Origin of the sequence: Salana multivorans, assembly GCF_003751805.1 — a bacterium.
In the GTDB taxonomy this organism is placed as follows: Bacteria; Actinomycetota; Actinomycetes; order Actinomycetales; family Beutenbergiaceae; genus Salana; species Salana multivorans.
Genome location: NZ_RKHQ01000002.1, coordinates 320597 through 341524 on the forward strand (window position 1 = coordinate 320597; position 20928 = coordinate 341524).

Annotated in this window: 15 protein-coding genes; 5 read left to right on the forward strand and 10 right to left on the reverse strand. The window is 72.0% G+C overall.

Annotation, left to right across the window (positions count from 1 at the left end; all coding sequences use genetic code 11):
* The first annotated feature begins 19 nt into the window (after positions 1–19).
* From EDD28_RS13720 to EDD28_RS13730, 3 genes are all read left to right on the forward strand, one after another.
* Positions 20–2092: a hypothetical protein gene (locus tag EDD28_RS13720; RefSeq protein WP_123740344.1), complete on the forward strand. Its 2073-nt coding sequence runs from the start codon at positions 20–22 to the stop codon at positions 2090–2092.
* 143 nt (positions 2093–2235) lie between these two features.
* Positions 2236–3105 carry an RCC1 domain-containing protein gene (locus tag EDD28_RS13725; protein WP_170169498.1) on the forward strand — a complete coding sequence of 290 codons (870 nt, stop codon included), beginning with the start codon at positions 2236–2238 and terminating at the stop codon, positions 3103–3105.
* A 71-nt stretch (positions 3106–3176) separates the two neighbouring features.
* Positions 3177–3650: a hypothetical protein gene (locus EDD28_RS13730; protein ID WP_123740345.1), complete on the forward strand. Its 474-nt coding sequence runs from the start codon at positions 3177–3179 to the stop codon at positions 3648–3650.
* A 6-nt stretch (positions 3651–3656) separates the two neighbouring features.
* Here EDD28_RS13730 and EDD28_RS13735 read toward each other — a convergent pair whose 3' ends face one another.
* The gene (locus EDD28_RS13735) at positions 3657–5126 is read right to left on the reverse strand and encodes a DUF2252 domain-containing protein (RefSeq protein ID WP_123740346.1); all 1470 of its coding nucleotides are present in this window, start codon (positions 5124–5126) and stop codon (positions 3657–3659) included.
* A 126-nt stretch (positions 5127–5252) separates the two neighbouring features.
* Here EDD28_RS13735 and EDD28_RS13740 point away from each other — a divergent pair, with 126 nt between their 5' ends.
* A complete protein-coding gene (locus EDD28_RS13740; protein ID WP_123740347.1) occupies positions 5253–5435 on the forward strand; it encodes a hypothetical protein in 183 nt (60 codons plus the stop codon).
* A gap of 46 nt (positions 5436–5481) precedes the next feature.
* On the opposite strand, the gene EDD28_RS13745 is transcribed toward EDD28_RS13740, so the two are convergent.
* Positions 5482–6228 (reverse strand): NUDIX hydrolase, encoded by a 747-nt coding sequence (locus tag EDD28_RS13745; RefSeq protein WP_123740348.1) that lies wholly within the window; start codon positions 6226–6228, stop codon positions 5482–5484.
* A gap of 90 nt (positions 6229–6318) precedes the next feature.
* Between EDD28_RS13745 and EDD28_RS13750 the strand changes: the two genes are divergently transcribed.
* Positions 6319–7293: an ADP-ribosylglycohydrolase family protein gene (locus EDD28_RS13750; protein WP_123740349.1), complete on the forward strand. Its 975-nt coding sequence runs from the start codon at positions 6319–6321 to the stop codon at positions 7291–7293.
* Here EDD28_RS13750 and EDD28_RS13755 read toward each other — a convergent pair.
* The 8 genes from EDD28_RS13755 to EDD28_RS13790 all read right to left on the reverse strand — a co-directional run bounded on the left by EDD28_RS13755 (position 7256) and on the right by EDD28_RS13790 (position 20828).
* Positions 7256–8662 (reverse strand): MFS transporter, encoded by a 1407-nt coding sequence (locus EDD28_RS13755; RefSeq protein WP_123740350.1) that lies wholly within the window; start codon positions 8660–8662, stop codon positions 7256–7258. The genes EDD28_RS13750 and EDD28_RS13755 overlap by 38 nt on opposite strands.
* Before the next feature lie 826 nt (positions 8663–9488).
* Positions 9489–10961 (reverse strand): RNA-directed DNA polymerase, encoded by a 1473-nt coding sequence (locus EDD28_RS13760; RefSeq protein WP_123740351.1) that lies wholly within the window; start codon positions 10959–10961, stop codon positions 9489–9491.
* A 336-nt stretch (positions 10962–11297) separates the two neighbouring features.
* Positions 11298–14048, reverse strand: a complete 2751-nt coding sequence (locus tag EDD28_RS13765; RefSeq protein ID WP_123740916.1) for a DEAD/DEAH box helicase — start codon at positions 14046–14048, stop codon at positions 11298–11300.
* 190 nt (positions 14049–14238) lie between these two features.
* Positions 14239–15243, reverse strand: a complete 1005-nt coding sequence (locus EDD28_RS13770; RefSeq protein WP_123740352.1) for an alpha/beta hydrolase — start codon at positions 15241–15243, stop codon at positions 14239–14241.
* A 126-nt stretch (positions 15244–15369) separates the two neighbouring features.
* Complete coding sequence (locus EDD28_RS13775; protein WP_123740353.1) at positions 15370–16920, reverse strand: S8/S53 family peptidase; 1551 nt, start codon at positions 16918–16920, stop codon at positions 15370–15372.
* The gene (locus tag EDD28_RS13780) at positions 16898–17953 is read right to left on the reverse strand and encodes a hypothetical protein (RefSeq protein WP_123740354.1); all 1056 of its coding nucleotides are present in this window, start codon (positions 17951–17953) and stop codon (positions 16898–16900) included. The genes EDD28_RS13775 and EDD28_RS13780 overlap by 23 nt, the downstream gene beginning before the upstream one ends.
* 119 nt (positions 17954–18072) lie before the next feature.
* Complete coding sequence (locus tag EDD28_RS13785) at positions 18073–19986, reverse strand: DUF2075 domain-containing protein (RefSeq protein ID WP_211339232.1); 1914 nt, start codon at positions 19984–19986, stop codon at positions 18073–18075.
* 212 nt (positions 19987–20198) lie between these two features.
* Entirely contained in the window at positions 20199–20828 is a 630-nt protein-coding gene (locus EDD28_RS13790; RefSeq protein WP_123740356.1) for a dihydrofolate reductase family protein, read from the reverse strand.
* Between the last annotated feature and the right edge of the window lie 100 nt (positions 20829–20928).

Consider the following 20928-nt stretch of genomic DNA (forward strand, 5'->3'; position numbering starts at 1 on the left):
CGGGCGACTGGGTCGGGCGATGGCAGCTGCCTCGGCCGCGATCCTGGCCGGCGCCGGGATCGTCATCGGCGCGCGCGCCGCCTCCGCGGCGCCCGCCGCGCCCGTCGGTCACTACTCGGGGACCATCACGAACGGCGGCGGGCGGACGGTCGACTTCGACCTCACGGCCGCCGGCACCATCGCGCAGTTCACCGCCAACACCTGGCTGTACTGCGGTGGGTTCCCGGCGTCGACGCCGTGGCCGTGGGACGCGGCGCCCGCGATCCCCGTGGCCGACGACGGCACGTGGGACCGGGAGTGGACCTTCACCGACCCGGCCGACCCCAGCATCTACTTCCAGGTGTCCGAGCAGGGGGTGGTCAACGCCGACGGCACGGCGAGCGGGACCAACCTGATGGAGCTGCGCTGGAGCGACGGGTCGCTGTTCTGCGGGGGCGAGACGTTCAGCTGGACCGCGCAGGTCGAGGGTGCGGTCTACGACCCGGAGGTGTCGGTGACTCCTGCCTCGGTGACGGTGTCGGGGCTTGCGAGCCCGGGCGTCACCGTTGCGGGCAGTGGCTACCCGGGGAACACGTCGGTGACGGTGTCGCTGGACGGGACGACGGCGGGGACGGTGACGACGAACGCGTCGGGCGCGTTCACGTACACGCTGACCCGGGCCGGTGTGGCGGCCGGCGCTCACACGGTGCGCGCCACGGACGGGACGAACGAGGCGCAGGCCACGCTCACGGTGACGGAGGACCCGGTCGTCTACGACCCCGAGGTGTCGGTGACTCCGGCCTCGGTGACGGTGTCGGGGCTGGCGAGCCCGGGCGTCACCGTCGCAGGCTCGGGCTACCCGGCCAACACCTCCGTCACCGTGTCGCTGGACGGGACGACGGCCGGCACCGCGACGACGAACGCGTCGGGCGCGTTCACCTACACGCTGACCAGCCCCGGTGTCGCTCCCGGCGCTCACACGGTCCGTGCGACGGACGGCACGAACGAGGCCTCGGCGACCCTGACCGTCACGGAAGACCCCGTGGTCTACGACCCGGAGGTCACCCTCACGCCGTCGAGCGTCACGGTGTCCGGGCTGGCGAGCCCGGGCGTCACCGTCGCAGGCTCGGGCTACCCGGCCAACACCTCCGTCACCGTCTCGCTGGACGGCACGACGGCCGGCACCGCGACGACGAACGCGTCGGGCGCGTTCACCTACACGCTGACCAGCCCCGGTGTCGCTCCCGGCGCTCACACGGTGCGCGCCACGGACGGGACCAACGAGGCCTCGGCGACCCTGACCGTGACGGAGGACCCGGTCGTCTACGACCCCGAGGTGTCGGTGACTCCGGCCTCGGTGACGGTGTCGGGGCTGGCGAGCCCGGGCGTCACCGTCGCAGGCTCGGGCTATCCGGCCAACACCTCCGTCACCGTGTCGCTGGACGGGACGACGGCCGGCACCGCGACGACGAACGCGTCGGGCGCGTTCACCTACACGCTGACCAGCCCCGGTGTCGCTCCCGGCGCTCACACGGTCCGTGCGACGGACGGCACGAACGAGGCCTCGGCGACCCTGACCGTCACCGAGGACCCCGTGGTCCCGGACCCGCCGTCGGTCAAGCCCGAGCAGGACACGATCTCGGCGGGCGACCTCGCGGGGACCGGGCTGCTGTTCTCGGGTGAGGGCTTCCCGCCGGGAGCCGCGGTGATCGTCCTGCTCGACGGCGCGGAGGTCGGCACCGCGACCGCGAACGCCGACGGCGCGTTCGAGTACCGGCTGGTGCGCGCGGACGTGGCGGCCGGCGTGCACGTGCTGGCGGCTGTGTCGGGCGATCTGCGGGTCGAGACCGAGTTCGCGGTCACGGCGGACGAGGAGCCCACCCCGGAGCCGTCGGACACGGGCTCACCGACGCCGTCCCCGACCTCGAGCGCGACGTCGTCCCCGACCTCGACGTCCTCCCCGACGACCACGCCGAGCCCGACGAGGTCGGGTGAGGAGCTGGCGAGCTCCGGCGCGGACGGCAGCGGCCTGTCCGTCGCCCTCGGCGTGGCCACCCTGGCCGTCGCCGCCGGCGGTGCCCTGCTCCGGGCGCGCCGTCGTCGCCTGGCCTGAGTGAGCGCGAGACCCGGCGCACTCAAGTAGGTCGTGGACCCCACTCCCGTGTCCACGACCCACCGGAAGGGCCCCGCCGCACCAGGCGGGGCCCTTCCGCTGCCGGAGGCACGCGGGACGCTCCGGCTGCCTAGGCTGGTCGGGTGGAGAGGGGAGCGGCGGGCCGGTCGGTGCTCGCGGCCGGTCGTCGGCACTCGGTCGCCGTCCGGTGGGACGGCACGGTGGTGGCGGTGGGTGACAGCCGGGCCGGTGAGTGCGACGTGGATCGCTGGGACGGGGTCGTCGCCGTAGCGGCGGGCAACGTCCACACGGCGCCGAACACCGGCAGGTCCCACACCGTCGGCCTGCGCGTCGACGGCACCGTCCTCGCGACGGGGTGGAACGGCGATCGGCAGTGCGAGGTCCGTGGCTGGCGCGGCGTCGTCGAGGTCGCGGCGGGCTGGCGTCGGACCCTCGGGCTGCTCGCGGACGGCACCGTGCTCGCGACCGGTCGTGCCGCCGAGGGGGCGTGCGACGTGGCGGCATGGCGCGACATCGCCGCGATCTCCTGCGGAGACTGGCACTCGGTCGGTCTGCGGAGCGACGGCACGGCGGTCGGGGTGGGGAACGGCGGCCGCGGACAGTGCGCCGTCGGGAGCTGGGACGACCTGGTCGCGATCGCCGCCGGCTCCGTCCACACGGTCGGGCTGAGAGCCGACGGCCGGGTCGTCGCCACGGGTGCCGCGTCCAGCGGAGCGACCGCGGTCGACCGGTGGCGAGACGTGGTGGCGATCGTCGCCGGCAGCCACCACACCGTCGCGATCGACGCCTCGGGTCGCGTGCGCGCGACGGGCGACGACGGCCACGGGCAGTGCGCCGTCGAGGACTGGACCGACGTCGTCGCCGTCGCCGCGGGATCCACCCACACGCTCGGCCTGCGCGCCGACGGCACCGTCCTGAGCGCCGGCGACGACGCCGACGGCAGGCGCGACGTCGCGTCGTGGTCGGGTCTGCTCCGCCCCACGACGGGGTGAGGCTGGCGAGCGGTGAGCGCGCCGACCCCGGCCTTCTCGCCGAGCACCCGCGATGGTGGCAGTCTGTGGCCATGACGTCGACGTCGCCGCGCCCCGCGCCTCGGGTCTCCGCCCTCGTGCTGGCCGCCGCGGCGCTGGTCGCGTCGCTCGGCGCCTGCGCCGACGACGAGGCCGGGCTGGGCCTCCCGACCCTCTCGCCCGACGAGGCCGACGCTCTGGTCGGGACCTCCGTCGAGAACGCGACCGGGGCGCTCCACGTCGAGAGCAACGGCTGCTTCAGCTGGCGAGCCGGTGACGCGGCGGCCGACGCCGACGCGCCCTGGATCGTCTGGCCCGAGGGGTTCGAGCAGGACGACGACGGCGTGCTCCTCGCGGGCGGCGGCCGCGCGGCGGAGGGGACCGCGATGACCGTGTCCGGCGTGCTCGTCCCCCTGGACGCGCTGCCGGACGGGGCGACCCCCGACTCCTACCTCGGCTCGTTCGGACGCTTCTGCCACGCGGACGAGCGCGGCGTCATCGTCCTCACCGACGCGACCCTGCGGTAGCCGCCCTCACGGCCGGAAGGCCGACCCCGTCGCCGACTCGTCGACGGGCAGCTCGCCGGCCCGGACCGCCGCCACCATGACCGCGTGGTCGGCCTCGGTCTGGTCTGCGTAGCCGCGGGCGAAGGACGCGAACGCCTCCGCGGCCGCGTCGTCGGTGCCGAGATAGCCGCTGATCATGCTCGCCCCCGACGTCCTCGCGTGACCCTTGGCCAGGAGGCTCCCGACGATGCCCGCGTAGTCGATCAGCGCGCCGGCGTCGAGCCCGTCCAGGGGAACCGTGCCCTTCATGTTCCGGAACGTCCGGACGTAGTACTGGTGCCCGCCGAAGGACGTCCAGCCCAGCAGCGGGTCGGACACCGTCTGCAGCGCCTGCTGCGACTCGACGACGCGCTGACCCTGGTGGTCGTGCCAGGCGTGCTCGCCGTGGACGTACCGGGCCAGCACGCTGCGCCGCGCCTGCTTGAGCTGCAGGAACAGCACGTCGTCGGGGCTCGTGCCCTGCAGCAGCGCGACGTACGCGCGAAGCCCGACGCTGCCGACTCCGACGACCTTGTGCGCCACGTCGACCAGCTCGTACCACGCCATGACGCGACGCCACTGGGCGGGCAGCGTCGTCAGGTACTCGTCCAGCCCCTGGGCCACCTGCTCGGCGACGTCGTCGTCCAGCCGCTCGATGAGGGGCGGCTCGGCCACGATGCGCCGGCCGGACCCCGCCGCGCCGTCTCCGTCGGCGTCGTCGGTCGCGGACGTGAAACGGGGCAGCGCGCGGTCGCTCGTCCGCTTGCGGGCCGCGCGGGCCGCCCGGCGGATCGCGGCCTGGAGCGTCGGGTCGTGCGCCGTCTCGGTGAGCTGGGTGACGTCCATCCGCTCGTAGAACCGTGAGATCAGCGGCTCGTCCGCGAGGCGGACCACCTCGTCCCGGTAGGCGGTGACGCAGGCGAGGACGGCGTCGCGGCACGTGTCGTCGGTCTGGGAGTTCTCCCGCCCCGCGACCCAGATGCTCGCCGTGAGCCGCGCGAGGTCCCACTCCCAGGCGCCGACGTGCGCCTCGTCGAAGTCGTTGATGTCGATGACCTGCTCACCCTCGGGGGAGCGGTAGAAGCCGAAGTTGCCCAGGTGCGCGTCGCCGCCGACGACGGGCGTGATGCCGGTGACGGGGAGGCGTGCGACGTCGTCGGCCATGACGACGGCGCTGCCGCGCAGGAACCCGTACGGTGAGCCGATCATGCGGCCGACCCGGATGCCGATGAGGTGCTCCAGCCGGCCCTCGTGCGACGCGTTGATGAGCCGCATGACCTGCGGGCGGTCGCGCTCGACGCGCCAGGGGGCGAGCGCCGACACGGGCCGCGTCGTGCGCAGCGTCCGTCCGATCTCGAACCGCTCCTCCCGGCTGACCAGCCGGGAGCGCAGGCTCAGCGTTCCCTGCGCCGGGTCGGCGCCGGCGATGGGGCGAAGCAGGCGGGTGAACTGGGGCATCGGTGCTCCTCCGGGGCTGCGCGTCCCCGCGAGTCTAGGGCCGGCCGCGTCCGGCCTGGTCATCGCGGGTCGGGTTTGCCATGCTCGAGACAGACGCCGCGCCCGCGGCGCGGAACGGAGACGGCCATGGCCAAGCTGACCAACCCGAACGAGGCGCCAGCCGACGAGACGCACGACGCGACCGACGGCGGCACCGACACGGGCACGGGCGCCGGCACCGGCGGCACGTGCGACGAGAAGGGCGAGGCGGGCGGCCAGAGCCAGGACGAGAACGACACCGACGACGACGCGACCGGCACCGAGCGGTAGCGGTCGGTCGAGCGCTGACGCCGAGGCGGCCCCGGCCGCCTCGGCGTCACCCGCCCGTCTCGGGGCGCCGGAACGGCGGCTCGATCGGGGTGAGGTCGGCGCCGGCACGCGAGCCGCGTCGGCGCCGGCGATAGAGAGCCGCGGGCCGGCCGCGACCGGCCGACCGGACGTCGCCCCCGTCCCCGCCCTCGACCCGCTCGAAGACGGGCGCGATCTTCCGCTGGAAGTTCCCCGGATCGAGCTCCACCCCCCACACCGTCTCGTAGACCCGGCGGACGTCGGCGATGGTGAACGGCTCCGGCACGAACGACGCCGCGATGTCCGTGTACTCCAGCTTCGCCCGCGCCCGCTCGACCGCGTCGCGCAGGATCTCGTCGTGGTCGAAGGCGAGCGGGGCGGCCAGCGCGTCCTCGACGGGGTACCAGTCGGCCGACGCTGCGTCGGAGCCGGCGCGCAGGTCGCCGTGGATCGGCCCGAGGGCGAGCCAGGCGACGGTGACGACCTCCTGCCGCGGGTCGCGTCCGCGTCTCCAGTACGTCTTGACCTGTTCCAGGTGCACCTCGTCGGGCTCGATGCCCGTCTCCTCCCGCAGCTCCCGCAGCGCGGTCTCCTCGAGGGTGTCGTCGAGGCCGTGCCGGCTGACGAAGCCGCCCGGGAGCGCGAGCCGGCCAGCGTACGGCTCGTCCCTGCGCCGCACGAGCGCGACGCACAGCCGGCCCTCCCGCACGGCGAGGACGACGAGGTCGGCGGTCACGCCGAAGGCCGGGTACTCGGGCCGTGCGTCGGAGGTCATGCCGTCACTCTAGTGTCACATTGACAAGAATGACGCCCGGTTCGTAAGTTTGTCGTGACGACAATAACTAGTGACGGAGAGGTCGAACCCATGAATGAGCAGCTCGACCGGGCCGGCGGCGTCCTGCTCGGCGCGGCGGTCGGCGACGCGCTCGGCGTCCCCTACGAGTTCGCCCCGCCGTTCGACGGTGAGCCGCGGATGATCGGTGGCGGCCTGGGCCCGTACGCGCCGGGGGAGTACTCCGACGACACGCAGATGGCCGTCTGCATCGCCGAGGTGGCCGCGACCGGTGCCGACCTCACGAGCCCGGGGACGCTGGAGGCGATCGCGGACCGGTTCATCGAGTGGTCTCGTCGCGGCGCCTCGGACATCGGCGTCTCGACCCGCGCGGTGCTGGGCGAGGTGGAGCCGGGCCCGGGCTCGGGTGCCCGGCTCGCGGAGGCCGCCTCCCGCTACCTCGCGCGCACCGGCCGCGGCGGCGGGAACGGCGGGCTGATGCGAACCGGCGTCGTCGCGCTCGCCTCGCTCGACGACCGCGACCACACCGCTCGCGCGGCTCGCGCCGTGTGCGAGCTGACCCATGCCGACCCGGTCGCGGGGGACTCGTGCGTGCTGTGGTGCGAGGCCGTCCGCGTCGCCGTGCTGGAGGGTCGGTTCGACCTGGTGGGCGGGCTCGACCTCCTGCCCGCCGAGCGCCGCGCGGCCTGGACCGACTGGATCGAGCGGGCGACGAGTGCCGCGCCGTCGTCGTTCGGGCGCAACGGCGGCAGCGTCAAGGCGCTGCAGGCGGCCTGGGCCGCCATCACGTCGACGATCGACGACGAGGCACGCGGGCTCGGCGGGGACCACCTGCGGGACGCGCTGGTCGCCGCGGTCCACGCCGGCGACGACACGGACACGGTCGCCGCGATCGCCGGTGCGCTGCTCGGGGCGCGGTGGGGCGCCTCGTCCGTTCCCGAGGAGTACCGCGCGGCGGTGCACGGCTGGCCCGGGCTCGCCGGGGACGACCTGGTCGGGCTCGGTGAGCTCACCGTTCGTCGAGCGCGACCCCGCTCCGGTCGATGAGGCCCCACGTCGCGATCGCGGCGACGACGAAGAACCCGGCGAACACGGAGAAGGCGAGCCCCGCGCCGCCGGCCCGCAGCATGACGGGGACGAGCAGCGGCGCGAGGATCGAGGCGATCCGCCCGAAGCCGGCCGCCCAGCCGGCGCCGGTGCCGCGCAGCGACGTCGGGTACAGCTCGGGGGTGACGGCGTAGAGCGCGCCCCAGGCGCCGAGGTTGAAGAACGAGAGGAGCATGCCGGCGGCGATGATCGTCCCCTCGCTCTGCGCCATGCCGAAGAAGACCGCCGACCCGGCCGAGCCGACGAGGAACACCGACAGGGTCGCTCGCCGTCCCCAGACCTCGATCAGCCACGCGGCGACCGCGTAGCCGGGGAGCTGGGCGAGCGTGATGATGAGCGTGAAGCCGAACGAGCGCACGAGGGAGAACCCGGCGTCGACGAGGATGCTCGGGATCCAGATGAACGCCCCGTAGTAGGCGAAGTTGACGCAGAACCACACGAGCCAGATCGAGAGCGTGCGGCCGCGGAACTCCGTCGACCACAGCGCGGCGAGCCGGTCGCGGGCCGTCGTGGCGAGGGGTGCGCCGGTCGGCTCGGACGGGGCGGTCGGCGCGGTCGGCTCGGCGTCCCGCGGCGCGGCAGTCGGCGCGGAGGCGAGGGGGCCGCGGGTGAGCGCACGCTCGGCGTCGGCCTCGAAGGACGCGACGATCCGGTCCGCCTCCTCCAGCCGGCCGCGGCCGGCGAGCCAGCGCGGCGACTCCGGCAGCCCCCAGCGGACGGTGAGTGCGTAGAGGGCCGGCACCGCGCCGATGACGAAGGCCCAGCGCCAGCCGTTCTCGCCGACGGGCACCACGAAGTAGCCGACGAGGGCGCTGACGGTCCAGCCGATCGCCCAGAACGCCTCGAGGATGACGATGACGCGGCCGCGCATCCGGGCCGGGGCGAGCTCGCTCACGTAGGTCGAGGCGACGGGCAGCTCGGCCCCCAGCCCCAGACCCGCGAGGAACCGCAGCACGAGCAGAGCGGCGATGCCGCCGACGAGCGCGCTGGCACCGGTCGCGATGCCGAACACCAGCAGCGTCAGGGCGAACACCTGACGACGGCCGAGCCGGTCCGCGAGCAGGCCGCCGACGCTCGCGCCGATCGCCATCCCGGCGAAGCCGACCGATGCGATCAGCCCGGTCTCACCGCGGTCGAGACCCCAGTGCTGCGCGAGCGCGGCGATGATGAAAGAGATGAGCCCGACGTCCATGGCGTCCAGCGCCCACCCCAAGCCCGAGCCGAAGAGGACACGGCCGTGCTTGCGGGTGAACGGGAGGCGGTCGAGTCGGGCGGAGACCTGCAGTCGCGGCTCGGGCACGAGCGCCATCGTAGGGGGCAGGGGTGTGCGCCCGTCGGCTCGTCTCAGGTGCGGCGCAGTTGGGAATCGCGCGCGATCGGTGGCGTTGATGGTGAGCATTCCGTTCGTCGGGTCATTTGAACGAGCCATGGGCGGCAGGCCTACTTGTCTGGGTTGCGGCGGGTCACTGCGTTGAGGCCTTGGTTCATCCCGGTCGCGCGCAAACCTGGGGTGCCGATGACGGGCTACGTGGAGCTGGAGAAGGGTGAGGGGCTTTGACGGGTGGGTATCCGCCAGGCGGACGCGCTATCAATCGATTAAGCTCGAAGTAGGTCCTTCAAGCCGAGGTCGACCGTCAGTAGGTAGTCGCGCCCCGCACAGTACGAAAGACGCGCGGTTTCCCTGCCCAGCACCATTGAAGTTCCCTTAAGGTAAATATCGAGGTAGCGTTTGAGATCTCGCTCTTTAGCCAGCATGAAGGTCACTTGTTCTCTCAGTTGTTGATCGGTCAGAGAGCCACTCCCGTGCGCCAAGGCGTTCCTTGCGAAGATGACAGCATCGAACCTGCTCCCAACGTCATCGATTCGAAGGTCTATTCCAAAAGCGCTAGAAAGCGCATGTTGTCGGTCGCTCCACGTCCGCGAAATATCGCGAGCATGCTTCGAGAGCAAGAAGTGAGTCAGAGGATCTGCCTTAGCCTTCGATTTGTTGGTCGCCTCTATCAGCATCTCGTCGATTCGCAACTCGACGATCGAGGCGACACTGAGGATCGTGGCGCTAGCACCAGAAGATGTCGATAACGTTTGCGAAAGGCGCCGGACCGCTAGCTCTGTGTCGGCCGTTACTGACGCTCCTATCATGGCTTCTCGGCACCCCAGCGATAAGCTATGCGGTTGAGCGCAGATTCGTCTCGTAATGCCTGTCCGACTGATGAGCTGTGACCTCCGTCCAGTGTTCCGACGGTGCCAGCGAGGGCTAGGCGAGTAACACCACTGGCGCGGACGTATAGTTGGGCGATCTTTTCGACTTTTACGCGGTGGTGGAGGGCTAGAAGTGCGGCGGCTTCGGCGCGCACCGTCTCGAGTGGGGATTCGAGTTGGCTGACTGCCCAGTCAAGCAACGGCTTCGACTGCCTTCCTTTTGGTCTTGGAAGTGTTGCTGCTGTCGATAGTATCCATATTCTCGACCAGGGTCCGAGCCGCTCAAGTTTTGTCAGGCGCGACAGGGTCTTCCAGTTCTCGGCCACTTCGCCCTCACGTGTAGAAACATACTTTGCGACCGCGGGGAGTCGTATCGGGTCGCGTTCTAGAACGCCAATCAGGAGCTCATCTTCGAGCCGCTTCTCGGCGGCGGTGAGAATATGCAGCGCAAGTGCCACAAGGCGCGGGCGAACAGAACTGATTTCCTTGCTCTCCCCCACCCACTCTTCGATTATTGTTCGAAGGGCCTGAGCGTCGACCTCAACGTCTCCAGCGTCGACCTCCTCGAGGTCGAGATCATCATACCCGGTTTGGATGAATTCGATAGTTCGAAGGGTATCTGCCGCTCGAGCCTTGTGGTCGTCAAAAAGAGCCTCTTTGGCCCTTTCGTCCTCGCGAATCTGCCGGGCGGACCGTATGTTCACCTTCCCCTCGGCTAGGGCTAGGCCTACAGAGCGTGCCTCTGTGGAGAGTTGTTCGATTGCTTGATGAGCATCTGTCCAGTTGCTACAAACAATCCGGAAGTCATCGGCGTACCGATGGACGGGTCGTCCTGTACGAGCGATCGCTCTCTCCAGGCGTGCGAGATAGGCGTCTGCTAGTAGGTGACTTCCCTCGAGAGCCTGTGGAATTCCGACCTGACGTTGAGAGATTGCATTGAGGAAGGAATGGAGAAGTTCTACCAATTCATAAGGGGCGCCCTGTAAGACTAGTTCTTCCGCGAGCGTCGGGTGGGAGATGTACTCGTAGCAGGCTGCGATGTCTGCGTCTACGATGCGCTGTTCTTCGGTACTTACTGGTCCAGATCCGAAGGCAGTGTGTTCTGTGAACGGGGTGGCGCGAGATGGAGACTCCAACCAGGCCGTAGTGCCTTTGGCGAGGGCCTCGTAGTATGTTCGAGCGCAAGGTTCTAGGATAGTGAGCGGGCGGGTGCCATATGTTTTTCTGGGCATTCCTATGACTTCTACTGCCCACGGCATGGCGGTGGCCAATCTCTGCTCCGTGGCCAACGCCAAGGCTTCCTCCTGGTCTACAAGGGTTCGTTCGGAGGCCAAGACTGGAAGTTGATGAAGCGGTTCTTTGAGTACGCGCTTTGCCGTTTCCTTTAGTTCGAGATCGGCAGTACTCATGGGTGTCGCTCTCCGCTCCTACGTCCCTATTAAGGCGTGCTGATGGACTGTACCATGCCCGGTCGGTATCTCGGGCTGATCTTGACTGACCGTTGCCTCCCAGTCTTGGCATCGCAGAGATAGGTGCTCTGCCGTGCCAAACTCCCAGGGCGGATCGGGTGGATATCATAGAGAGTGATCTTGTGCTGCCGCATTATCTCGTTTGCTAGAGGTAGGCGGGAAGGCCGTGACGTGGTGATCCGATGTCCGTTTCGCTGTTCGAAGTGGCAAAAACGTGTACTGGCGGCCTCTTTTGCGAGTCGAGGGTGGTCGTGTTTCTAGTCCAAGGGCGCCCGCTCACTGTCCAGATGTATCAGCGTTGGATTCTCGCTCGCCGTGGTCGCCCACCCTCGCGTCGTCGGCCTGCACCGCGGCCGCTGCATTCATCGGGTCCACCGCGTCCTCCGTCGCCGACACGGCGACCACCCCGCTCCCGGCCAACCGCAGCTGCTCCGCCTCGACCACCTCGCGCATGATCGCGGCATCGGACACGTCGAACGCCTCCGGTGCCGCCTCCGCCGTGTCCGAGACGGCCGCGAACTCCGCGAAGAGCGCCCGCTTCCGAGCCAGGATCTCGACCACTCGCGCGTCCACGCCCTCCTCGGACAGCAGCCGGTGCACCTGGACGGACCGGAGCTGCCCCATCCGCCTCGCCCGCGCGATCGCCTGCCACTCCGTGGTCGGCTTGAGCTGTGGTTCGCAGATCACCACGACCGACGCCGCCTGGATGTTCAGCCCGACGCCGCCGGCCACGATCTGCGCGACGAGCGCGGCACCGGCGTCCGCGACGGTGAACGCGTCCACCATCTCCTGGCGTCGCGCGGCCGGCACGGCCCCGGTCAGCGGACCGATGACATAGCCGGGCAACGTCCGCGCCACCGCGTCGAGCACGTCGAGGTAGTTCGAGAACACGAGGACCTTGCGCCCGTTGTCCTCGGCCTCCTCGACGATCTCCACGAGTCGCTGCACCTTCTCCGACGCCTCGCCCTGCAGCATCGCCGCCTGCCGCATCGCCTGGAAGTTGCCCGACCGCACCGCGTCCCCGTACGCCGCGGCATCGGCGTCGGACAGCGGCATCCACTCCTCGACCTCGACCAGCTCGGGCAGCTCGCCGAGCACGTCCTCCTGGCTGCGTCGCAGGTAGGCGGGAGCTACCTGTCGGCGGAACAGGCGCGGGCGCAGGTCGCTCCCGTCGACCACGAGGTCGGGCCGCACGTACCCGACCAGCTCCCGGAACTCCCCGACGCGGTTCTCCAGCGGCGTCCCGGTGAGCAGGATCGCGCGCTCGGCACGCTCGATCAGCCGTGCGCTGCGCCGCGACCGCTTCGCGGCCGGGTTCTTGATGTAGTGCGCCTCGTCGACGACGACGCAGGCGGGCGCCTCCTCCTCGGCCTGCCGTTCCAGCCACCCGAGCATGTCGTAGGTCGTGACCGCGACGCCGCCGTCGCGCCGCCAGGCCAGCAGCGCCTCGTCGCGATCCTGGCCGTGCAGCCGGTGGGCGGGCAGGGAGGACTTCGCCTCGACCTCCCGCACCCAGTTCGTCACCACGGCGGCGGGGCACACGACGAGGAACCGCCGCGCCCCCTGCGCCCACAGGTGCGCGAGGACCGCGAGCGCCTCGACGGTCTTCCCGAGCCCCATCTCGTCCCCGATGACGACCTTGCGCTGGACCAGCGCGAACCGCGCGGCGAAGCCCTGGTACCCGCGCAGCGACACCGTGAGGTGGTCGGTGCGCAGCTCGCACCGGCGCACGGCCGCCACGACCTCGTCGGGCAGACCGCCCTGCGCTGCCTCCTCGCTCGACGTCGCGAGGCCGAGCTCCTCCAGCAGCGTGAGGTAGTCGGCGGGACGCGCGAGGAAGTCGGCCCAGGGGTCGGCCGGGACGGGACGCGGGGCGGTGCGCGCGATCTGGGGCGCGCGCTCGACGACGGCGGCGACCGCGGCCAGCAGACCCTCCGGGTCGTCCCCGAGGACGACGATCCGCGTGACGTCGCCGGTGAGCACCACGGCGAGCGGCGCGAGGGCCCGCGTCCGCACGACGACCCGTCCGGGGTTGCGCGTCCGACGTCCGCTGTCCCACGCCGCAAGGCGGCGCACGAGGTCGTGCGTGCCCCGCGACGGCGACGCCGCGTCGATCCGGATGGTCGTCTCCTCGAACGTCGTGTGGCGCAGGGTCTCCGCCGCCCCGACGATCCGCCGCGCCGTCATCGGGCCGAGGCCCGGAAGGGTCGCGAGCCGCTCGCCGTTGACCAGAACGTCGTGCACCGACGTGATGCCGGCATCCGTGAGCGGCCGGACGAGGAGGCGCTCGCGGGTCGCGTCCCGGAGCCGGTCGACCGGCATCCCGGCGACGACCACGTCGGTCTCCGCCGCACGCAGCGCGGTCGCGGCGTCGAGGGCGCTCCGCCGCAGCGGCTCCTCCTCCGCGAGTGCGGCGAGGATGATCGCGGTCGCGCGCGGGAGTTGGTCGACGACGACGGGGGTGCCCTCCAGCAGGTGTGCGTCGGCGGAGTCCGGCAGTCGCCGGGTCAGGCCGACGCCCGGGGCGAGGGCGTGCTCGACGGGGACGCGCCCGACTGGGATCGCGGTGTCGTCGAGACGGTCGAGGGTGGCGTCCACGCCCGCCGAGCTGCCCCAGGCCTCGTACTCCAGCAGGAACCGCGCGGCCCGCTCGCTCGCCTCGCGGGCCTTGGCGCCGCGGAAGAAGCGGCGCAGGCCGAAGCCCGACCGCACGTCGCGCAGCACCCGGGGGATCTCGGTCGTGAGCTGGTCGAGCACCGCGGCCTCGCCCGGGCGCAGGGGCGGAAGGGCGACCTGCCGGGCGAGGCGGCCGAGAGTGTGACCGTCGGCGTCGCGCAGGGGGAGGACCGCCCAGCGGCCCTCGTCCTCGATCGCGACGTCCACGATCCGCGCCCGCAGCTCGACGAAGGCCGCGTCCGCCTCCGCGGTGACGCGCGCCCGGTGCCGCGCGACGACGCCGGCGCGATCGACCCAGTCGACGACGCGGGCCGCGGCGGTGCGGACGCGTTGCGGGTCCTCCCGGTTCACGGCCGCCTCCGTGGCGACGAGGACGGCTCCGAGCGGGGGCGCGACGCGTCCGACCCCGGTGGCCCCGGCCGCCGCGGTGTGGTCGGCCCCTGCATCCTCGTCATCGCTCCCGTCGCTGCGTCGGCGCTGCTGCACATCGAGGCCCATCGTGCCCGAGCCGGCGGCCCACAGGGTGTCACGTCCCGGTCGCTCACAGGAGGCGGTAGGAGAACTCCCGGATGCGGTTCAGCACGGCGTCGCTCTCCTCCAGCCAGCTGACGCACACGGGGAAGACGTGGCCGAGCGTCACGCCGGGGGCCGGGGCCCAGTCCTGGATCTCGAACCGCTTGCCCGCGCGGGCGAGGGCGGCACCGAGGAGGAGGCTGTCGGCCTCCAGGAAGTCGTCGCTGCTCGTGCACAGGTAGATCGGTGGGAGGTCGAGCTCGGCGACCATCGCGGCGTAGTCACGGAAGCGGGGCTCGAGCGAGCGGAAGTGCTCGTCCCAGAACACGGGTGCGAGCGCGGTGAGGAAGGTGGCGGGGCCGTCCGCCGAGCCGTCGAGGAGCGGCGCGAGGTCGTAGAGACCGCTGACGAGGGCGGCCCCTCGCGGGCGCAGTCCCCAGTCGGGGATGCCGGCGGCGCGGGCGGCATCCGGGTTGCACGCCAGCGCCGTGGCGTAGAAGCCGAGTGCGCCGCCGGCCGAGTCACCGGTGACGAAGACGGCCTCGCGGCTCACGGGGTAGTCCGCGAGGTGGCCGGCGATCCAGCGGAACGCGGCCGCGACGTCCTCGAGCTGCTCCAGGAACGTGACCGTCGGCAGGAGCCGGTAGTTGAGGGAGAAGACCGCGAAGCCCTTGGCCGCGAGGTGCTGGCAAAAGCTGCGGTTCAGCTCCTTGGAGCCGTAGGTGAAGCCGCCGCCGTGGATGTCGACGTAGACGGGCAGCGTGGTTCCGCCGCGCAGCACCGCGTCGTGCGGGAGGAAGAGGTCGAGCCGGTGGAACACGCTGTCGTCGTCGAGATAGGGCAGGTCGAGGTGGGCGTCGACACCCTCGACGTCGGCCCAGTGGTGGCTGCGCGCGAGGTCAGCGGCGCCCGTCGCGAGGCGGACCTCCCGGCAGAGCCGGGCGACGTCGTCCGCGACGCCGACGAGATCCTCGTCGATGGGGGTCCAGGTGCGGATCCGGTCGAGGTCGGCGGGGGAGAGGTCGTGCGGCATGGCGGTCCCATCGTCGGTGGTGGCCGCTCCATCGTCGTCGGCCCGCCGGGTGCGTTCAAGCCGCGCGCGGTCAAGCCGCGTGCGTTCGAGCCGCGTGCGTTCGAGCGGGACCGCCCCGGCTCCGCCCTACAGGCGGATGCCCGTGAGATCGACCGGCAGCCCGCGCGGGTTGGCTGCGACGAGGTCGTCCGGCGCGGGAAGCGAGGCCCAGCGTCCCGTCCGATAGTCGAGCCGGAGGGTGGGGCCGGTGACCCGGACGGCGCCCGCGAGATGGACCAGCCCGTCGGGGTCGAAGGGGCGCAGCGCCAGGAGGTGCTCGTCGTCGGGCCGGGGACCGTGACCGAACCACGCCCACAGGTCGGCGACCGTCAGCGACGCGAGCCGCTCGATCACCAGCGGCTCGTCGACGAACCCGGCACCCGCGCAGCTCGCGTCGGCCCCCGGCACCGGCCGCGCGGCGGAGAGGAGCACCTCCCGCATGATGGCCGGTGTCGTCCGGACTCGGAGCGAGGCACCGGTGGTCGCCGCGATCGTCGCGGCGACGTCCGGCCGGACGCCGACGAGGGGCAGCGCCTGGATGCCGGCGCCCGCCGCGGGGGAGTCCCAGATCTCGTCCGTGAAGGAGTCGATGATCGCGAACCCGACCGCCGGCACGCCGACCGCGGGTTCACCGCGCGCCGCCATGAGCTCACGACCCAGCTCGCAGAACGCCGCGACCACGAGCCGGGCGAGCGCCGAGACCCGCGGCGCCGCGAACGACGTTCCCACCTTCGCCTCGTTGAGCGCCGACGCGCCGTAGGCCACGAGGTCGGGACCCGGGCCACCGCGGCTGGAGTAGTCCGCCACGACCGTGCCGGCCTCGTCCCGCGTCGCGCCGACGCTCAGCACCCAGTCCGGCCGGGCCCACGCCGACATCGTGTCGCCGGTCGCGGCGTCGTCGGCTGCCGCGCCGCAGTTCCCGGCGGCGATCACGACCAGGACGTGGGCGCTCGCGGCCGCCGTCGCGAGGTTGACGATGTCGTTCGGCGCCGTCGGGTAGGGGACGCGGGTCGTCCCGATGCTCACGTTGACGACGGGGACGAGCGCGGGCGGGGTCGGCAGGTCGATCGACGGGTCGAGATCGACGACGGGACGGTCCCCGTCCGTCCGGATCACCGGGTAGCCGATCCCGGGGTGGTGCCGGTAGAAGGCGTCGGGGTCGCCGGCCTGCCGTTCCGCGAACGCGCACACGGCGCCGAGGCCGACGACGATGCCCCGCGCGGTGCCCACCGTCGCCCAGGCGGGGACGACGCCGACGACGCCCGGGACGGGCGGGGGAGGCGGGTCGGGCTTGCCGTGCCTGCCGGGTGCCGGCTGGCTCTGGGGACGGTCGACCTCGGCGAGCCGGAGCCCGCGGTAGAGCCACCGGACGTGGCCGATCCGGCCGAGGCGCGCGAGGAGCTGGTCCGCGTCGTCGTCGACGTCGTTCGCGGCCTCGAGGCTCGGCTCGTATGCGACGAGCACCCGACCGGGCAGGGGCTCGAGGGCCCGTGGATCGGGCGGCGCGCAGCGGCCGACGGGCTCACCGTCGTCCAGGAGGTCGATGGTGAGGGGAGCGACCAGGTCGGGGAAGACCGGGTCGTCACCCCGGATCCCCGGTTCCCCCTCGTCCGGGTCAGACGAGGGCTTCGATGGCATGGAACCCGCTCCAGACCTGGAGGGCGACGAAGCCGAGCACGGCGGCGACGAGCGCCGCGAACCCGAGCTGCGCCGCGGCGGGCGCCACCCCGACGGCGGCCGACACGAGCGCGTCGTACTTCTCGACGACCTTCCTGCCCGTCGTGACCCAGCCGATGCGCGCGGTGTGGGCGGCCACCGTCGTCGGCAGCCGGCCCTCCGCCTCGGTGAGGTCGCCCGATCCCGCGGCCTCCTGCCACGCGGCCTCGACGCCGCCGCGGCCGAGCAGCCGGCCGTAGAGGTCGGTCGCGATGTCGGCGACGCCCTCGTCGATCTTCTTCTGGATCGTCTCGACCAGCTCGTCGAGCTTCTCGGCGAGCGCCTCCGGGAGCAGTGACTTCACCTTCTCCACGACCCACTCGGTCAGCTGCACGACGCCGCGCTTGAGCGCCGCCCACCAGCCGCTGAGCCGGTCCTTCAGCGCGGCGTAGGCCGCGGCGGCGGCACCCTTGAGGACGCCGTCGAGGCCGCTGACAAGGGCGCCGCCGGCCAGTTTGCCGACGCTCCCGGACAGGACGGCGAAGGACTCGGTCGCTCCCGCAGCCTGCATGTCGTCGAGGTTCTTGGCGAGCGAGTCGGGGGTCGCGACGACGGAGGCGGTGGCCGCGACGATCGCCCGGGTCTCGGTGAAGGACACCGCCCGGCCCTCGTCGACGCTCAGGCCGGCGAACGCCCCCTCGTCCGTCGTGTCGGCGAGCAGGAGGCTGTCCGCGAGCGCGAGCGTCGTCGACAGGAGCGACGCGGCCTGGAAGCTCCCCTCGAGGGAGCCGTCGGCGGCGGCCTCGAGGGTGCGCCACGTGCTCTCCGCACCGGCGAGCACGTCCTCGACGGAGGCGTCGATGCGTTCGGCGTCGGCCGTGCGTTCGGCGTCCGCCCCCAGCTCCCCGAACGGACCCGGGTCCAGCGGCCCGACCCGTTCGGCCTCGGTCAGCAGGCGGTCGGCGGCGGCCTGCCACTGGGCGGCGGCCGAAGCCAGCGTGGTGCTCGTGTACATGGGCGGTCCCCCTCGGCGAGTCCAGGGGCTCCGTCGGCCCTGGTGGGCCGCACGCTACTCCGCCGGTACGACACGCGGCCAGGCCCGAACGTGCAGTCTTCGCTGGGGGACGGGCTCGGTCACCCGAGCGACGGGGCCACCGCGCGGAGCATCTCCTGGGTCTCCGGGTCCGTGGAGTAGAGGACCGTCCCCTTCATGCCGCGCGTGAGCAGCACCTTGTAGATGTTCCGGATGAGCCGGTCGAAGGTCGCGGCGTCGACGGCGTTGCGACCACGGAAGGCGGGATCCCTCGACTCCTCGCGCTGGGCGACCCAGTGGTCCGTCCGCCACACGAGGTCGGGTCCGAGGATGAGGCCGTTCCAGTCGTACTCGAACCCCTGGGCCGTGTAGACGCAGCCGACCTGCTCGAACCCGCCCGGCTCCGTCGCCCACAGGTGCGACGGCGGGGCGTCGCCGACGCTCCGGTCGGCCTTGACGTTCCACGGTCGCGACCACTCGCCGATCCGCACGTCCGGGACCAGGCCGCCGGACGGGGTCGGGTCGGACCACGGCCAGCAGTAGCCGGCGGTGATCCGAGCCGAGTCGCCGTCCGCCAGACGGTCGCGGAGGAAGGCCTCGAGCTGGTGGGGGGAGTCGGCGACGGCCAGACCGTAGCGGTCGTCGCCCCGCCATGTCGCCGGGAGGGCGGCGCCACCGGTGTCGTCCTCGCCGTGCACCACCTCGCCGACGCCGGGGACGATCTCGAGCCCGAGCAGGCCGAGGACCCACTCGACGTACACCTGCGACCCGCCGGCGCGGAACTGCCCGTTGAGGTCGACGTGCTCGACCTCGATCCCGAGCGCCGCGGCCCGCTTCCGGATGAGGTCGACCGTCCCGCTCTCGCCGGGACGGACCACCTGGTGCTCGTCGAGGAGGAAGACGGGGACGCGGGAGGCCGCCAGCAGCTCGTCGATCTGGGGCCGGGCCCGGTCCCGGATCTCCTTGCGGGTGTAGCGGTCGACGGAGGTCTCCCGGATGCGATGCGCCTCGTCGAGGACGAGCACGTCCAGGTCGTTCGGGATCGCGTCCATGAACTGGTTGAAGTACCGGAACAGCTGCTGCGTCTCGCGCGAGCGGTGGCCGGCGACCTTGCGCAGCGTCTGGGTGAACGAGCGCGACCCCGTCGCGTGGAGCGCGCTGCGTCCCTCGCGCCACAGCTGTCCGAGGAGGGAGAGCGCAATGACGCTCTTGCCCGAGCCCGGACCTCCCGTGACGATGACGGCGGTCTTGGTGCTGGCACCCCGTCCACGTCGGACCGCCTCGACGACCATCCGGTAGGCGATCTCCTGCTCGTCGAGGAGCTGGAACTGCTCCCGGTCGCGGATCTCGGCTGCCGCGTGCGCCAGAAGCTGCTTGCTCGGGCCGATCTTGGAGGTCAGGAGGAGGTCGGCGGCGTCGGCCCCCGACTCGTCCGCGAAGTGCTCGGCGAGGAACTCCAGCCATCGACCGCGCCGCGCTCCCGTGTAGAGCGGCGCGGCCTCGATCCCCTCGGGAGACGCGAGGAGCGGGGCGACGCCGTCGTCGCTCGCGTTGTGAAGGTAGGCGACGCCGCTCAGCGACGCCCGTGCGGGCCCGAGCGCCAGCGTGAAGTCGCGCAGGTAGTCCGCGTAGTGACGGACCTGGAGGCTCGGGTGGAGGGAGGGTCGGTAGCGGGCGCCGTCGACGTCGAACAGCGTGGTCGAGTCCGGCCAGGGTGTGACGCGCGACCACTGCTTGAGCTCGACGACGAGGTAGGAGGGCCGGCTGGTCCGCGGGTGCACGCCGGCGAGGACGACATCCGTCCGCTTGCTGCTGAGCGGCAGCCTGTGCTCGAGCAGCACCTCGACGCGGCCGAGCCCGGCGTCGGCGAGGTCGCGGGCAAGGACGGGGAGCGAGCCCCGCCACGAGGCGGCCTCACCGTGGCTCACGGCGGTCCCCTGGTAGAGCAGGTGGTGGCGCAGTGCCGTGAACTGCAGGTCGACCGCCGCCGTCTCCAGCAGTGAACGTGCCGACAATCGATAGGTCGAGACCACGACGGGGTTCCCCCTGGGCGCGCGCAAGAGTGCGCGGCGGGGGACATGTCGGGCCGGACCACCGGCTGTCGCGATCCGGTGGTCGGGCCGCTCGCGGGGTGGTCAGGAGCGAAGTCCGTCGGATGCCGCTGATGACCCGAACACCGTAGCCGAGGAAGCTCGTCCCGCGTGCGTCAGGACGAGCCGCGCTCCCTCTACTGGCTGCCCATGGTCGTCATGTCGCCGGTGCCGGGGACGGTGTCGGCGAGGGCGTAGCGCAGGAACACCGTGCCCTTCTCGCTCGCCAGCGGGGGCTGGAGCAGGGTCACGCTGGCCGGGACGGCGCCGCCGTCGAACACCTTCTTGCCCGTGCCGAGGATGATCGGGTGCACCCACAGGTCGAGCCGGTCGAAGAGCCGCTCCCGCAGGAGCGACTGCACCAGGTTGAGGCTCCCGACCACGCGGACGTTCTCGTGCCGCTCCCGGAGCTCGCGCACCTCGGCGGCGAGGTCGGGGCCGAGCTGGGTCGACCCCGCCCACGACAGGTCGACCCGCCCCCGGGAGGCGACGTACTTCGGGATGCCGTTGAACAGCGTGGAGAAGCCGCCGTCCGGCCCGCTGCGCTGCTGGGGCCAGTACGCGGCGAAGATCTCGTAGGTGCGCCGGCCGAGCAGGAGGGCGTCGCACCCCTCGTACGCCGCGGCGACCCACTCGCCGGACAGGTCGTCGAGCAGCGGGGCCTGCCAGCCGCCGAACGGGAACCCGACCGGGTCCTCCTCGGGGCCGCCGGGTGCCTGCGCGACGAGGTCGAGGGTGGTGAACAGCTCGATCTGGATGAGGCCCATGCGTGCTCCCGAGGTCGTGGGTGGTGATGCCTGCAGAGGAGGACCGCCTGGCGGCCCGGGACTCATCGGTCCGTCCCGGTAGCCGGTGCTCGATGAGGGC

Coding starts and splice junctions, on each gene's coding strand:
- EDD28_RS13720 (WP_123740344.1), top strand. CDS start 20: ATGGCAGCTGCCTCGGCCGCGATCCTGGCCGGCGCCGGGATCGTCATC.
- EDD28_RS13730 (WP_123740345.1), top strand. CDS start 3,177: ATGACGTCGACGTCGCCGCGCCCCGCGCCTCGGGTCTCCGCCCTCGTG.
- EDD28_RS13735 (WP_123740346.1), bottom strand. CDS start 5,126: ATGCCCCAGTTCACCCGCCTGCTTCGCCCCATCGCCGGCGCCGACCCG.
- EDD28_RS13740 (WP_123740347.1), top strand. CDS start 5,253: ATGGCCAAGCTGACCAACCCGAACGAGGCGCCAGCCGACGAGACGCAC.
- EDD28_RS13745 (WP_123740348.1), bottom strand. CDS start 6,228: ATGACCTCCGACGCACGGCCCGAGTACCCGGCCTTCGGCGTGACCGCC.
- EDD28_RS13750 (WP_123740349.1), top strand. CDS start 6,319: ATGAATGAGCAGCTCGACCGGGCCGGCGGCGTCCTGCTCGGCGCGGCG.
- EDD28_RS13755 (WP_123740350.1), bottom strand. CDS start 8,662: ATGGCGCTCGTGCCCGAGCCGCGACTGCAGGTCTCCGCCCGACTCGAC.
- EDD28_RS13760 (WP_123740351.1), bottom strand. CDS start 10,961: ATGAGTACTGCCGATCTCGAACTAAAGGAAACGGCAAAGCGCGTACTC.
- EDD28_RS13770 (WP_123740352.1), bottom strand. CDS start 15,243: ATGCCGCACGACCTCTCCCCCGCCGACCTCGACCGGATCCGCACCTGG.
- EDD28_RS13775 (WP_123740353.1), bottom strand. CDS start 16,920: ATGCCATCGAAGCCCTCGTCTGACCCGGACGAGGGGGAACCGGGGATC.
- EDD28_RS13780 (WP_123740354.1), bottom strand. CDS start 17,953: ATGTACACGAGCACCACGCTGGCTTCGGCCGCCGCCCAGTGGCAGGCC.
- EDD28_RS13790 (WP_123740356.1), bottom strand. CDS start 20,828: ATGGGCCTCATCCAGATCGAGCTGTTCACCACCCTCGACCTCGTCGCG.